The 14,740-nt window shown below is 71.2% G+C and carries 12 protein-coding genes; 7 read left to right on the forward strand and 5 right to left on the reverse strand.

Features of this window, described 5'->3' with window-relative positions; translation table 11 throughout:
* The first annotated feature begins 96 nt into the window (after positions 1-96).
* On the forward strand, positions 97-1,011 hold the full coding sequence (locus ACWDR4_RS07705) for an ATP-binding cassette domain-containing protein (RefSeq protein WP_450405195.1): 915 nt from the start codon (positions 97-99) through the stop codon (positions 1,009-1,011).
* Positions 1,008-1,910, forward strand: coding sequence for a sugar phosphate isomerase/epimerase family protein (locus ACWDR4_RS07710; RefSeq protein WP_369037898.1), 903 nt, complete (start codon positions 1,008-1,010; stop codon positions 1,908-1,910). Before ACWDR4_RS07705 ends, ACWDR4_RS07710 begins: the two co-directional genes overlap by 4 nt.
* A gap of 210 nt (positions 1,911-2,120) precedes the next feature.
* On the opposite strand, the gene ACWDR4_RS07715 is transcribed toward ACWDR4_RS07710, so the two are convergent.
* From ACWDR4_RS07715 to ACWDR4_RS07725, 3 genes are all read right to left on the reverse strand, one after another.
* Complete coding sequence (locus ACWDR4_RS07715; protein ID WP_450405198.1) at positions 2,121-3,125, reverse strand: Gfo/Idh/MocA family protein; 1,005 nt, start codon at positions 3,123-3,125, stop codon at positions 2,121-2,123.
* Between the two features lie 77 nt (positions 3,126-3,202).
* On the reverse strand, positions 3,203-3,979 hold the full coding sequence (locus tag ACWDR4_RS07720) for an SDR family oxidoreductase (protein WP_450405200.1): 777 nt from the start codon (positions 3,977-3,979) through the stop codon (positions 3,203-3,205).
* Between the two features lie 13 nt (positions 3,980-3,992).
* Positions 3,993-5,183 (reverse strand): phytanoyl-CoA dioxygenase family protein, encoded by a 1,191-nt coding sequence (locus ACWDR4_RS07725; RefSeq protein WP_450405709.1) that lies wholly within the window; start codon positions 5,181-5,183, stop codon positions 3,993-3,995.
* Between the two features lie 154 nt (positions 5,184-5,337).
* Between ACWDR4_RS07725 and ACWDR4_RS07730 the strand changes: the two genes are divergently transcribed.
* The gene (locus ACWDR4_RS07730) at positions 5,338-6,360 is read left to right on the forward strand and encodes a LacI family DNA-binding transcriptional regulator (protein WP_450405202.1); all 1,023 of its coding nucleotides are present in this window, start codon (positions 5,338-5,340) and stop codon (positions 6,358-6,360) included.
* A 214-nt stretch (positions 6,361-6,574) separates the two neighbouring features.
* Here ACWDR4_RS07730 and ACWDR4_RS07735 read toward each other — a convergent pair whose 3' ends face one another.
* On the reverse strand, positions 6,575-7,732 hold the full coding sequence (locus tag ACWDR4_RS07735; RefSeq protein WP_450405204.1) for a Gfo/Idh/MocA family protein: 1,158 nt from the start codon (positions 7,730-7,732) through the stop codon (positions 6,575-6,577).
* Between the two features lie 111 nt (positions 7,733-7,843).
* Between ACWDR4_RS07735 and ACWDR4_RS07740 the strand changes: the two genes are divergently transcribed.
* Positions 7,844-8,854, forward strand: a complete 1,011-nt coding sequence (locus ACWDR4_RS07740) for a LacI family DNA-binding transcriptional regulator (RefSeq protein ID WP_450405206.1) — start codon at positions 7,844-7,846, stop codon at positions 8,852-8,854.
* Between the two features lie 7 nt (positions 8,855-8,861).
* Here ACWDR4_RS07740 and ACWDR4_RS07745 read toward each other — a convergent pair whose 3' ends face one another.
* Positions 8,862-10,598: a helix-turn-helix domain-containing protein gene (locus tag ACWDR4_RS07745; RefSeq protein WP_450405208.1), complete on the reverse strand. Its 1,737-nt coding sequence runs from the start codon at positions 10,596-10,598 to the stop codon at positions 8,862-8,864.
* 168 nt (positions 10,599-10,766) lie between these two features.
* Here ACWDR4_RS07745 and ACWDR4_RS07750 point away from each other — a divergent pair, with 168 nt between their 5' ends.
* The 3 genes from ACWDR4_RS07750 to ACWDR4_RS07760 all read left to right on the forward strand — a co-directional run bounded on the left by ACWDR4_RS07750 (position 10,767) and on the right by ACWDR4_RS07760 (position 14,550).
* Positions 10,767-12,506 carry an FAD-dependent oxidoreductase gene (locus ACWDR4_RS07750; protein WP_450405211.1) on the forward strand — a complete coding sequence of 580 codons (1,740 nt, stop codon included), beginning with the start codon at positions 10,767-10,769 and terminating at the stop codon, positions 12,504-12,506.
* Positions 12,507-12,631: 125 nt separating this feature from the next.
* On the forward strand, positions 12,632-13,474 hold the full coding sequence (locus ACWDR4_RS07755; RefSeq protein ID WP_450405712.1) for an intradiol ring-cleavage dioxygenase: 843 nt from the start codon (positions 12,632-12,634) through the stop codon (positions 13,472-13,474).
* A complete protein-coding gene (locus ACWDR4_RS07760) occupies positions 13,471-14,550 on the forward strand; it encodes a maleylacetate reductase (RefSeq protein ID WP_450405213.1) in 1,080 nt (359 codons plus the stop codon). The genes ACWDR4_RS07755 and ACWDR4_RS07760 overlap by 4 nt, the downstream gene beginning before the upstream one ends.
* The last annotated feature ends 190 nt before the right edge of the window (positions 14,551-14,740 follow it).

The following is a 14,740-nucleotide window of genomic DNA, read 5'->3' on the forward strand; positions in this document are numbered from 1 at the left end:
ACCCGGACTGGTTCAAGGCGTTCCTCGGCGTGATGCTCCTGGTCGCCGCCCTCGTCAATCTGTGGGTCCGCCGCCAGGCGACCCGGAGGTGAACTCATGACAACCAACGAAACCTCCCCCAACGGCACGCTCACCAAAGAGAGTTCGCCCGAGGACGGCAAGCCGATCGTCGAGCTGCGCAACACCGGCAAGTCGTACGGCAACATCCGTGCCCTGCACGGTGTGAACCTCGCTGTCCGCTCCGGTCAGGTCACCTGCGTGCTGGGCGACAACGGCGCGGGCAAGTCGACGCTGATCAAAATCATCTCCGGGCTGCACCAGCACACCGAGGGCGAACTCCTCGTCGACGGCAACGCCGTCCACTTCGGCACGCCCCGTGAGGCGCTGGACGCCGGGATCGCGACGGTCTACCAGGACCTGGCGACCGTCCCCCTGATGCCGGTGTGGCGCAACTTCTTCCTCGGCTCCGAGATGACCAAGGGCCCCTGGCCGATCCGCCGTCTGGACATCGAGAGGATGAAGCAGACCGCGGACGCGGAACTGCGCAACATGGGCATCGTCCTGGACGACCTCGACCAGCCCATCGGCACCCTCTCCGGCGGCCAGCGCCAGTCCGTGGCCATCGCCCGCGCCGTCTACTTCGGCGCCCGCGTCCTCATCCTCGACGAACCCACAGCAGCCCTGGGCGTCAAGCAGTCCGGTGTGGTGCTCAAGTACATCGCCGCCGCCCGCGACAAGGGCCTCGGCGTCATCTTCATCACCCACAACCCGCACCACGCCTACATGGTCGGCGACCACTTCAGCGTCCTGCGCCTGGGCACCATGGAGTTGAGTGCCGCCCGCAGCGAGGTCAGCCTCGAAGAACTCACCAACCACATGGCCGGTGGCGCCGAACTCGCAGCACTGAAGCACGAGTTGGCCCAGGTACGCGGCGTCGACGTCGAAGAACTCCCCGAAGTGGAGGATCTCCAGGCGTCGGCGACGGCCACCTCGGAAGGGACGAAGTCATGACGACTCCGCTCGACCGCATCCGGGTCGGCTCGGCGCCGGACTCGTGGGGCGTCTGGTTTCCCGAGGACCCGGTCCAGGTGCCGTGGGAACGGTTCCTGGACGAGGTCTCCGAGGCCGGTTACCGCTGGATCGAACTGGGCCCGTACGGCTATCTGCCGACCGACCCGGCCCGACTGACGGACGAGATCGTCAAGCGTGACCTGAAGGTGTCGGCCGGTACCGTCTTCACCGGCCTGCACCGGGGTCCGTCCGTGTGGGAGTCGACCTGGGAGCACGTCAGTCAGGTCGCCGCGCTCACCCAGGCGATGGACGCGAAGCACCTGGTCGTGATCCCCTCGTTCTGGCGGGACGACAAGACCGCCGAGATCCTGGAACCGGCGGAACTCACCGCCGAGCAGTGGGGTCACCTCGCCCGGGGCATGGAACGGCTCGGGCGTGAGGTCAAGGAGACGTACGGGCTCGACATCGTCGTCCATCCGCACGCGGACACCCACATCGACACCGAGGCGCACGTCGAGCAGTTCCTCGACGCCACCGACTCCGACGTGGTCAACCTGTGTCTGGACACCGGGCATTACGCCTACTGCGGTGGGGACAGCGTCAAGCTGATCGAGACGTACGGTGAGCGGATCGGGTATCTGCACCTCAAGCAGGTCGATCCGGCGATCCTGGCCGACGTGGTCGAGAACGGGGTGCCGTTCGGGCCGGCCGTGCAGCGGGGGGTCATGTGTGAACCGCCCTCTGGGGTGCCGGAGTTGGGGCCTGTGCTGACTGCTGCGCAGGGGCTTGGCGTGGATCTGTTCGCGATTGTCGAGCAGGACATGTATCCGTGCGAGCCGGACAGGCCGTTGCCTATTGCGGTGCGTACGCGGCAGTTCTTGCGTTCTTGTGGGGCGTAGGTTCGAGGGGCTTCGGTTGGGTGGCGGCTGCGGGTAGTCCGTGGCTTGTCGCGCAGTTCCCCGCGCCCCTAGGTACGTCCCCCGCGCCGCCTGTTGAAATGGCACCTGTCCCCGTGAAACCCATCGGCACGATCGGTTCGCCGGTGGAACACGTCGAACGGCCCGCGCTGTCCTGGTGACAGCGCGGGCCATTCGTTCAATCGGGGCTGCTCAGACGGTGCGTACCTCTTCGATGCGCACCGGGCGGTGCTCCTGGAGCGACAGGGTGCACGCGTCCGCGATCCAGCCCGCCTCCAGTGCCTCGGCGACCGTGCACGGGGACGTGCGGGTGCCCGCGACGACCTCCGTGAACGCGGTCAGTTCGGCGCGGTAGGCCGGGATGAAGCGGTCCATGAAGAAGTCGTGCGGGACGCCCGCCGGGAAGGTGACACCCGGCTCCACGGAGCGCAGCGGGAGCTTGTCCTCCAGGCCCACGGAGATGCTGTCCTTGAAGCCGTGCAGGTCCATGCGGACGTCGTAACCCCGGGCGTTGTGGCGGGAGTTGGAGACCACGGCGATCGTGCCGTCGTCCAACGTGAGGATCGCGCCGGTGGTGTCGGCGTCGCCCGCCTCCTTGATGTAGTCGGCGCCCCGGTTGCCGCCGACCGCGTACACCTCGGTCACCTCGCGGCCCGTCACCCAGCGCAGGATGTCGAAGTCGTGCACAGAACAGTCCCGGAAGATGCCACCGGAGGCGGCGATGTACGCGGCCGGCGGCGGCGCCGGGTCCAGCGTGGTCGACCGGATGGAGTGCAGGAGACCCAGCTCGCCGCTCTGGACGGCGTTGCGGGCGGCGGTGAAGCCCGCGTCGAAGCGGCGTTGGTAGCCGATCTGGATCTCGACGCCGCTGTCCTTGACGGCGTTCAGCACCGCGACGCCCTCGGCCATCGAGCGGGCCACAGGCTTCTCGCAGAACACGGGGACACCCGCCTCGACGGCGGCGAGGATCAGGGCCGGGTGGGCGTCGGTCGCGGCGGCGATCACGATGCCGTCGACACCGGCGGCCAGGAGGGCCTCGGGGGAGTCCGCCACCTGGGCGCCGAAGCGCTCCGCGGCGGCCTTGGCGGCCTCCGCGAACGGGTCGCTGACGACGAGGGAGTCGACGGCGTCGAGACCGGAGAGGGTCTCGGCGTGGAAGGCGCCGATGCGGCCGAGGCCGAGGATTCCGATACGCATGGGCTGTGCTGCTCCTTGGTGAATGGTGCGGGTGTCTTGCGAGGGGAGGAGAAGAAGGGGGGAGGCTCCTGTGGATGTCAGTCCAGGCCGCCGAGGACGTTCTGGTCCCAGTCGATCACCGAACCGGTGACCACGCCCGACCGGTCGGACAGCAGGAGGACCACGAAATCGGCGATCTCGTCCGGCTGGCCGAGCTTGCCCATGGGCAGGCGTTCGGCGGCCTGGTCGAGCCAGCCGTCCTCCGCGCCGTGGAAGGCCCGCTGGGTGGCGTCCTCGCCCTCGGTCGCCGTCCAGCCGATGTTGAGGCCGTTGATCCGGACCCGGTCCCAGCGGTGCGCGTGCGCCGCGTTGCGGGTCAGACCGATGAGGCCGGCCTTGGCGGCGACGTACGGGGCCAGGAAGGGCTGTCCGCCGTGTGCCGAGGACGTGATGATGTTGACGACCGTGCCGGGCGCCTTGCGCGCCACCATGTCCGCCACCGCCGCCTGCATGGCGAAGAACGGGGCCTTGAGGTTGATCGCGATGTGCGCGTCGAACAGCTCGGGCGTGGTGTCGAGCAGCGTGCCGCGCGAGGTCAGGCCCGCCGAGTTGACCAGGCAGTCGATCCGGCCGTGCGCGGCGATCACCTCGGCCACGGACGCCTTCGCCTGCTCGGCGTCGGCGAGGTCGGCGCGTACGAACATGGCCTTGCCGCCCGCCGCCGTCAGTTCCGCGACCAGTGCCTCGCCCGGCTCCGGGCGCCGCCCGGTCACCGCGACGACGGCGCCCTCGCGGACGGCGGCCCGGGCGATGGCGGCGCCGACGCCCTGACTGCCGCCGTTGACGAGGACGACCTTGTCCTGGAGAAGTCCCATACCGTTCGGTTCCTCAGCTCTCATGTCGGCTCTCACGTCGTTCGGCGCTCGCCCGCAGTGCCTCGCGGAGCGCCTCGGGGGTCCACTCCTCGCGCAGCGCACGCCGTACGAGGTCCGCCTGCGAGGGCGGGGCCAGCCCGTCGACCGGCGGATCCCGGTCGAGGTTGGTGGGGAAGGGGTAGCCCTCGGCCGAGGCCGCGACGACCGCCTCCAGCCAGGTGTCGTCAGCGCCCTCGGTCTTGCGGGCGAGCAGCACCGGGTAGACCGCGTTGGCGGTCGCCTCCCGGTCCACGGTCTCCATGGCCCGCCCGAACGCCGAGGACACCTGGAGGAGGTTCGCCATCCGGCGGATGTCCGCGGACCGGTTGGTGCCGGCCGCGTGGAAGAGCGCCGGGTTGAAGAAGGCCGCGTCGCCCTTCGCCAGCGGCAGCTGTACGTGATGGGCGTCGAAGTACTCGACGAACTCCGGCAGCCGCCAGGCCAGGTAGCCGGGTTCGTACGACTGCGAGTACGGCAGGTACAGCGTCGGTCCGGACTCGACGGGCATGTCGCAGTGGGCGACCGCGCCCTGCAGCGTCAGCACCGGGGACAGCCGGTGGACGTGCGCCGGAAACGCTGCCGCCGCCTCGTTGGACAGGAAGCCGAGGTGGTAGTCGCGGTGCGGGCTCTGCGCGGCGCCACCCGGGTTGACCACGTTGATCTGCGAGGTGACCTGGTAGCCGGGGCCGAGCCAGGCCGTCGAGATCAGGGCGATCATGTCGTTCGCGTAGTAGTCGGCGAACGCCTCCGGCGCGCGCAGGGCCGTCTTCTCCAGGGCGTTCCACACCCGGTCGTTGGCGCCCGGCTTGGCGAAGTGGTCGCCCGCGACGGTCCCGGCGGCGCGCTGGTCGGCGATGAGCGCCTCGAAGGCGGCGGTCGCCCGGTCCACGACCGACAGATCGGCGAAGGCCCGCTTGAGGACCACGATGCCGGGACCGTCGGTGAGCGCCCGGACCATCTCCGCCAGGACCTCCCGGCGCTCATCCGGCGTGGTGACGGCGACACGCAGCCGCTCACTGTCGTAGACGAGGACGTTCCGCTCGACGGCGGTCGCGTACGGGAAGTCGGCGGCGTCGGTCGTCCGCTCGACCTCGGCGCGGAAGGCGTCGAGATCGCAGTCCTGCTCGGACAGCCACGCGCGGCGTTGTGCGGCGGTGAGGGACATCGTCGTCCTTCTCTCGATCATCGACATCGGCGTCGTCGTCAACGGCGGCTGACGGTTGTCATCTGGATGCTGTCATTGTTGTCATGACAAACTCGTCAAACAACCAGCAGGCGGCCATCAAAAACCCCTCAACCAGAAGCCGAGGAACCCTCCCATGGGCCACCCTTATCCGATCCGGGAGATCGCACGTCAGGCGGGCCTCAGCGAGGCCACCGTCGACCGCGTCCTGAACGGCCGGGGTGGCGTCCGTGAGAGCACCCAGCGGGAGGTACGGCAGGCCATCGCGGACCTGGACCGGCAGCGCACCCAGGTCAGGCTGGTCGGCCGTACGTTCATGATCGACATCGTGATGCAGGCGCCCGAGCGGTTCACCACCGCGGTGCGGGCCGCCCTGGAGGCCGAACTGCCCGCCCTCCACCCGGCCGTCGTACGCTCCCGCTTCCACTTCCGCGAGACCGGCCCGGTCACGGAACTGGCCGCCGCCCTCGACCGAATCGCCCGGCGCGGCTCCCAGGGCGTCATCCTGAAGGCGCCGGACGTCCCCGAGATCACGGCCGCCGTCGGCCGCCTGGTGGCCGCCGAGATCCCGGTCGTCACGCTGGTGACCGACCTGCCCTCCAGCGCCCGCCTCGCCTACGTCGGCATCGACAACCGGGCCGCCGGCGCCACCGCCGCCTACCTCATGGGCCAGTGGCTCGGCGAGCTCCCCGGCAACGTCCTCACCAGCCTGAGCAGCGGCTTCTTCCGTAACGAGGAGGAGCGGGAGATGGGTTTCCGGGGCGCGATGCGGGCCCGGCACCCCGAGCGTGCCCTCGTCGAGATCACGGAGGGGCAGGGCCTGGACGCCACCCAGTACGACCTGGTCCGGGACGCCCTGAAGCGCGACCCCGGCATCCGGGCGGTCTACTCGATCGGCGGCGGCAACATCGCGACGCTACGGGCCTTCGAGGACCTCGGCCGCGAGTGCGCGGTGTTCGTCGCCCACGACCTCGACCACGACAACACCCGCCTCCTGCGCGAACACCGCCTGTCCTGCGTCCTCCACCACGACCTCCGCCAGGACATGCACGAGGCCTGCCGCACGGTGATGCGCACCCACGGCGCCCTCCCCCCGGCGGCCCCGACCCAGCCGTCGGCGATCCAGGTGGTCACGCCGTACAACATGCCGCCACGCTGAAGGGGTTTAGGGGTCGCGCCAGAAACCCGGTTGCGCTACGCGCCCTAAAGGGGCGCGGGGAACTGCGCGACAAGCCCCCACGAACCCGCGGCCAACGAACCAAGCGCTCACGAGGCAAAGGGAGCAGACCAACCAGGCCGCACAACAGCGCCCTGAAGGGGCGCGGGGAACTGCGCGACAAGCCCCCACGGGCCCGCGGCCAACGAACCCACCGCTACGCCCCCACCGTCACCCACGCCCCCGATTCAACGGACCGACTCATCGCATCCAGCGCCGCAGCACTGCGCACGGCATCCGCCAACGTAGCCCCGTACGGAGTCCCCTCAGCCACCGACCGCACAAACCGCTGCGCCTCGATCACCTTCAGATCGTCGTACCCCATCGCGTTCGCCGCCCCCGGCTGAAACGCCCCGAACTCCCCGTCCCCCGGACCGACGAACACCGTACTCACCGGCTGGTCCTGATACGACGCCCCGATACTCACACCCAGCTCGTTCATCCGGCGGAAGTCCCAGAAGACCGCGCCCTTAGTCCCGTGCACCTCGAAGCCGTAGTTGTTCTGCTCGCCGACCGACACCCGGCACGCCTCCAGGACCCCCCGGGCGCCGGAGGCGAACCGCAGCAGGCACGAGACGTAGTCCTCGTTCTCCACGGGCCCCAACTCACCACCCGACGCACGCGCATGCCCGGCCGTCGCACCCGTCGGACGGGACCGCTCGGGCACGAACACCGCCGTGTCGGCGATGAGCGCGTCGATGTCGCCGAGCAGGAAACGGGCCAGGTCCGCACCGTGCGAGGCGAGATCGCCCAGCACCCCACTGCCCCCGCGCTCCCGCTCGTACCGCCAGGTCAGCGCACCCTCCGGATGAGCCGCGTAGTCGCTGAAGAGGCGGACGCGGACATGCGTGACCGTGCCGATCTCGCCGGAGGTGATGAGCTGCCGGGCCCGCTCCACGGCAGGCGCGTTGCGGTAGTTGAAGCCGACCGTCCCCTGGACGCCGGCCTTGGCGACCGCGTCGGCGACCGCACCCGCGTCGGCCCCCGACAGCCCGACCGGCTTCTCGATCCAGATGTGCTTGCCGGCCTCGGCCATCGCGACGCCGATCTCCCGGTGCAGGAAGTTCGGCGCGGTGATGCTCACGGCCTGGACGCGCGGGTCGGCGGCCACGGCACGCCAGTCACGGGTCGTCGACGCGAACCCGAACTGCGCGGCGGCCTCCTCGGCCCGGCCCGGCACCTCCTCGGCGACCAGGACCAGTTCGGGCCGCAGCCCCAGCTGGGGGAAGTGGTGCGCCAGGCGGACGTACGCCTGCGTGTGCACCCGTCCCATCCAGCCGAACCCCACGACGGCGACACCGAGCGTACTTGCCATGACAGCCCCTCTTTGGACCGGTCCAGAACATTTCCCACTCACCCTCGGTGCCGTCGGCCTTCGCTGTCAACCCTTTGACAGGACATGGCGGCCTGTGGAACGGTCCAACACATGAGACCGCCGACCATCCGAGACGTCGCCGAACGCGCCGGTGTGTCGAAATCCCTGGTCTCGCTGGTGCTGCGCGGCTCCGACCAGGTGCGGCCCGAGAAGAGGGAAGCCGTCCAGCTCGCCGTACGGGAGCTGGGCTACCGGCCGAACGCCGCCGCGCGCAGCCTCAGCGAACAGCGCACCCGAACCGTCGGCGTCCTCCTCAACGACCTGCGCAACCCCTGGTTCGTCGACCTGCTCGACGGTCTCAACTCCCTTCTCCACGACAACGGCCTGCACATGCTGCTCGCCGACGCCCGCCTCAACCGGCGCAGCGGCCAGGACCTCACCGGCCCCTTCCGAGACCTCGGCGTCGACGGCCTGATCGTGGTCGGCACCCTGGCCGACCCCGCCGTCCTCGGCACCCTCGCCGAGCGCATCCCGGTCGTCGTCGCGGGCGCCCGCGAGCCCGTGCTGCCCGGCGTCGACGTGGTCGCCAACGACGACGAGCACGGCGCCCGGATCGCCACCGAGTACCTGATCGGGCTGGGCCACCGCCGGATCGCCCACATCGCCGGGTACGGCGCCGTCGGTGAACTGCGCCGCCGCAGCTTCGAGGCGACCATGCGTGCTCACGGTCTGGCGGACAGCGCGCTCGTCGAGGCCGGTGACCTGACCGAGGAGGGCGGCTACCGGAGCGCCGTCCGGCTGCTCGGCGACCCCGCGAGCCGGCCCACCGCCGTCTTCGCCGTCAACGACATGACCTCCGTCGGCGCGATCTCCGCCGCAGAGGAACTGGGACTGAGCGTCCCGCGCGACCTGTCCGTCATCGGCTACGACAACACGAACATCTCCCGGCTGCGCCACGTCTGGCTGACCACCGTGGACAACGCCGGCCACGAGGTCGGCCGCCGCGCCGCCCGCTGCCTCCTCGACCGGCTCGACCCGCCCGGCAGCCCGGGCAGCGTCCACCTCGCCGCCCCGACACTGGAGATCCGGGGGACGACGGGCCCACCGGCCCAGGCTTCGTGAGGCCGCCTCAAGCCCGGTATTCGCGCAGCTTCCGGTAGAGCGTCGCGCGGGCGATGCCCAGGGCCGTCGCCGTGCGGGCCTTGTTGCCGCCGTTGCGGCGCAGCGCCTCCAGGATCGCGGTGCGCTCGGCGTGTTCCATCGGGCTGAGCGGGCGCGCGGCGGGCCCTTCCCGCACCGGGTCCGGGAGTTCGGCCCGCAGAACCGGTCCCGACGCCCGCCGGTGCTCCGCCAACGTCCGTACCAGGTGGGCGAGTTCGGTGAGGTTCCCGGGCCACGGATACCGCTCCAGCGCCCGTAGCGCGTCCAGTGTCCAGGTGAGCGGCGGTGTGCCGTCGACCGGCCTCGGGGCCAGCGCCGGGAGCAACTCCCTGATGTCCTCCGGGCGTTCACGCAACGCGGGCAGGGTGACCGAGCGGGCGGCCAGGGTGTCCAGGAGCCGTTGGAGGCACGGGCCCGGGGGAGTGTCCGGTGTGTACGTCGTCAGCAGGTGGACGTCCGGACGCTCGTCGAGGAGACCGTTCAGCGCGGCGACGTCCGACTGGGCGAGCCGCTCGGCGTGCCGGAGGAGCAGTGGGCGGTCGACCGTCAACATGCCGTTCCCCAGGTCGAGTTCGGGCACCTCGGCGGCGTCCAGGACCAGCGGTTCCGTGCCGCCGAGCAGCTCGCGGGCCAGCGCGGTCTTGCCGGAGCCGCGCTCTCCGGTCAGCAGGAGCGGTTCGCCGCCGTGCGCCAACTCCGTTGCCCGGCCCACCGCGTGGCGCCACGGCACCGAACTCCCGGCCAGCCGCCCCGCCACCGGACGCGGCAACGCCCGTACAACCGCACTCTCGGTGACCGGCTCCAGCACGGCGACGATCCCCAGCACCCGGCCACCGCCCTGCTCCCGTACCGGACGGAACTCGGCGGTGCAGCCCGCTCCTTCGGGCAGCGTGATGTCGTACGACCCGACAGGCGCCGCCGACCGCAACAGCGCCCGCGCGCCCCGCTCCAGCGACTCCAGGACCTGCGGCGACACCAGCCGCACCGCCGCCTCGCTGACCAGCCGGTTGCGCCCGTCGAGGGCCACCACCGCCCGCTCCTGCCCGTCACCCGGTCCGTGAGCCGTGCGTGTGTAGGCGTCGAGGAGTGTCCGTTCCGCCGAACGCGAGCGGGCCAGCAGCTCCGCCTCCACCGCCGCCGCTGCCGCCTCCGCCAGGGCGGCCCCGGGATGCGGACCCGCGTCGGCGCACAGGCCGGAGGCGACCGTGATCGTGCCGAGGGGGCGGCCGGACTCCGGGGCGAACACCGGCACGCTGACCGCCGACACGTTCTGCCACACGTCGAGGAAGTGCTCGGGGCCGTGCACCTCGGCGCGCCGCCGGGTGCGCAGGGCGAGCGCCGCGCTGTTGTGCCCGACCTCCCGTTCGGCCAGATCGCGGCGCAGTTCCCCGCCGGGCGCGGCGCCCGCCGACCACAGCACCCGCAGCCGCTCGTCGGTCAGCAGCAGCCCCGACCCGCCGGTGCCGAGCGCCGGGGCGAGCCGTTCGAGGACCGGCCCGGCCGCCGCCAGCAACGCCGACCCGACAGCCAGACCGTCGACGGAGGCGGACGCGCGCACATCGTGCCGCACACCGAGGAAACGGGCGCGGCGCCAGGCGGCGACCGTCTCGTCGGGGACGTCGTCGGGCAGCGGACGCCCGGTCAGGAACCGCTGGCGCGCCTGACTGAGCAGGAGGAGGGCGGGGGATTCTTCGGCTGTGGTCATGGCACCCCTCACGGTATCGGGGCCGGGTCCGGAGAGCGCGGGAGAGGTACTGGGGAATCGGGGAGAGGTACTCGGACGTGTGGAGTGTCTCGTATTGAGACACCCACGGCTCGGCGTACGGCTCCACGATCACAGGTGGCAGTCCGTCCGGAATCTGGAGCGTCGCCCGTGCACACCGTTGTCGACACCGACGTACTGATCGTGGGCAGCGGCCCGGCCGGGGCGTCGGCCGCGCTCGCGCTGAGCACCTACGGCGTGCCCAACATCGTCGTCACCCGGTACGCGAGCCTCGCCGACACGCCCCGCGCGCACATCACCAACCAGCGCACGATGGAGGTCCTGCGCGACCTCGGCGTCGAGGAGGAAGTGGTCGCCAAGGCCACGCCCCAGCACCTGATGGGCAACACCACCTTCTGCACCAGCCTGGCCGGCGAGGAGCTGGGCCGGGTCCGCTCCTGGGGCAACGACCCGCTCGTCCAGGCCGCGCACGAACTGGCCAGCCCCACGCGCATGTGCGACATGCCGCAGCACCTGATGGAGCCGGTCCTCGTCGACGCGGCCGTCGCGCGCGGCACCCAACTCCGCTTCCAGACCGAGTATCTGACGCACACTCAGGACGCGTCCGGCGTCACGGCGACCGTCCGCGACCGGCTGCGCGGCGACACGTACGAGATCCGCGCCCGCTATCTGATCGGCGCCGACGGCGGCCGTTCCAAGGTCGCCGAGGACGCCGGACTGCCCATGGGCGGCCAGATGGGCGTCGCGGGCAGCATCAACATCGTCTTTGACGCGGACCTCACGAAGTACACGGCCCACCGCCCCTCCACCCTCTACTGGGTGCTCGCCCCGGGCGCCACCGTCGGCGGCATCGGCGCGGGTCTCGTCCGCAACGTCCGCCCCTGGAACGAGTGGATGATCGTCTGGGGCTACGACGTGACCGCCGGCGCCCCCGACCTCACCACCGAGTACGCCGAATCGATCGTCCGCCGGCTCGTCGGCGACGACGACATCCCCGTCACCATCAAGTCGTCCTCCGCCTGGACGGTCAACGAGATGTACGCCGAGACCTACGCGAACGGGCGCGTCTTCTGCGCCGGCGACGCCGTCCACCGCCACCCGCCGTCCAACGGGCTCGGCTCGAACACCTCCGTCCAGGACGCCTACAACCTGGCCTGGAAGCTGAAACTGGTCCTCGACGGGGTCGCCACCCCCGCGCTGCTCGACAGCTACACCGCCGAACGCGCCCCCGTCGGCAGGCAGATCGTCACCCGCGCCAACAAGTCCATCGCCGAGACCGCCCCGATCTTCGAGGCGCTCGACGGGCTCTCCCCGCAGACCCCCGAGGAGCTGTGGGCCAACATCGCCGCCCGCAAGGACGCCACCGAGGCCGCCGCCAAGCAGCGCGCCCGGCTGCGCGAGGCGATCACCGCCAAGGTGTACGAGTTCAACGCCCACGGAGTCGACCTCAACCAGCGCTACGAGTCGGCCGCGATCGTCCCCGACGGCACCCCCGACCCCGGCTTCGCCCGCGACCCCGAGCTGCACCACCAGCCCTCCACCCGCCCCGGCGCCAAGCTCCCGCACGCCTGGCTCTCCTCCGGCACCCGCACCCTGTCCACCCTCGACACCGTGGGCCGGGGCCGCTTCACCCTCCTCACCGGTATCGGCGGCGACGCCTGGGTGCGCGCGGCGAAGGCCCAGCCCCTCGGCATCGCCACGGTCGTCGTCGGCCCCGGCCAGGAGTACGAGGACCCGTACGGCGACTGGGCCCGCCTGAGCGAGGTGTCCGACGCGGGCGTGCTCCTCGTACGCCCGGACGGGTTCGTCGCCTTCCGACACGCCGAAGCGGCCGAGAACGCCGAACAGTTGCTGACGGACGCGCTGCGGCAGATCCTCGGACATGCCTGACGGGACAGGACGGACGGGACGAGGAGCACGGAATGAGCACGGAAACCACGGAGACCGCTGACACCGACACGGGTGAAAGCGCCGCCGGATTCACGACGGCCGTCACCGAAGCGGTCGTCGACAGCATGAGCGGGACCGCCGACCCACGTCTGCGTGAACTGCTCACCGCCCTCACCCGGCACCTGCACGCCTTCGTGCGGGAGACCGAGCCGACGATGGCGGAGTGGGAGCGGGCCATCGGCTTCCTGACGGCGACCGGACAGACCTGCACGGACACCCGGCAGGAGTTCATCCTGCTGTCGGACGTCCTCGGCGTCTCGATGCTGGTGGAGACCCTCAACGGTCACCGCGACCCGGGCGCCACCGAGTCGACCGTCCTCGGCCCCTTCCACATGACCGAGTCGCCGGTACGGGAACTCGGCGCCGACATCGACCTGGTGGGCACCGGCGAGCCGTGCGCGGTCAGCGGGCGCGTCCTCGACCGGGACGGAACTCCGCTGCCCGGCGCGGTACTTGACGTCTGGCAGGCCGACGCCGAGGGCTACTACGACGTCCAGCAGCCGGACGTACAGCCACCGGGCAACGGCCGTGGACTCTTCACCGCGGACGCGGAGGGCCGCTTCTGGTTCCGCACCTGTGTGCCGAGCCCGTACCCGATCCCCACGGACGGCCCGGTCGGCGAACTCCTCCACGCCACCGGCCGCCACCCCTACCGCCCCGCCCACATCCACTTCATCGCCACGGCCGAGGGCCACGAACCCGTCACCACCCACATCTTCGTCGCGGGCAGTGACTACCTCGACTCGGACGCCGTGTTCGCGGTCAAGGAGAGCCTGGTCCAGGACTTCGCTGAGACCGACGACCCGTCCCTGGCACGGGAGTTCGGCCTGCCGAACCCGTTCCGCCACGCACGCTTCGACCTCGTACTGGAGAAGCTCGTACTGGAGAAGTCGGAGAAGAACTCGTGACCTTCACGCCGGACTTCGTGTACGAGGCCCAGCCGATGCGGGTCGTGCTGCGGGCCGGGGCCGCCGTGACCGCGACGGCCGGGGAGGCCGAACGGCTCGGCTTGCGACGGCTGTTGGTGGTGTGCGGGGCACGCGGCAAGGACACCGCGCAGGCCGTCGCCGACTCGCTCGGACCGGCCCTGGCCGGACTGCACGACGAGGCGCGGATGCACGTACCCGTCGAAGTCGCCGACCGGGCCGTCGAGGTGGCGCTCGCGGCGGGCGCCGACGGATGTGTGGCGGTCGGCGGCGGCTCCGCGATCGGGCTCGGGAAGGCGATCGCACTGCGCACCGGGCTGCCGCTGATCGCCGTGCCCTCCACCTACGCCGGCTCGGAGATGACCCCCGTCTGGGGCCTGACCGAGGATGGCGTGAAACGCACCGGCCGCGACCGGGCCGTCCTCCCGCGCAGTGTGGTGTACGACCCCGAACTGACCCTCTCCCTGCCGGTCCCGCTCTCCGTCACCAGCGGCATCAACGCCATCGCGCACGCCGTCGAGGCGCTGTACGCCCCCGACACCTCCCCGATCGTGTCCCTGATGGCGCAGGAGGGCGTACGGGCGATGGCCCGGGCGCTCCCGGACGTGGCCGCCGACCCCGCGTCCCTCGACGCGCGCGGCCGGGCCCTGTACGGGGCGTGGCTGTGCGGCTCCTGCCTCGGCGGTACCACTATGGGCCTGCACCACAAGCTGTGCCATGTCCTCGGCGGCACCTTCGGCCTGCCGCACGCCGAGACCCACACGGTCGTCCTGCCCTACGCCCTGGCCTACAACGCGCCCGCCGCACCGGACGCGGCCGACGCCGTCGCCCGTGCGCTGGGCGGCGCGGCCGATGCCCCAACCGCCCTGTGGGAACTGGCCGGAGGCCTCGGTGCCCCGCGCTCCCTCGCCGAACTCGGCCTCACCGAGGCCGACTTGACGGTGGCGGCGGACCAGATCACCGGGCAGCCGTACGCCAACCCGCGCGAGGTCACGACGGAGGGCGTGCTCGGGGTGCTGCGGGCGGCGTACGAGGGCGCGGCGCCCGGGACCATCTGAGCCGGTCGGCGTTCCGGTGCCGGCCGGGGCGAAAGTGACAGGGGATCGACAGCGAACACAGGGTGCCCATGGGAACGCTGTGGGGCCATAGTCCGTTACCAGCGAACGGAAACTGTCAACACAACTGTCAACTCCTAGGGGAATCACCCGAGTTGACCGGGTTGACTTCGCCCCTACTCTGCACGGAGGC

The organism is Streptomyces sp. NPDC000878, from assembly GCF_053599695.1.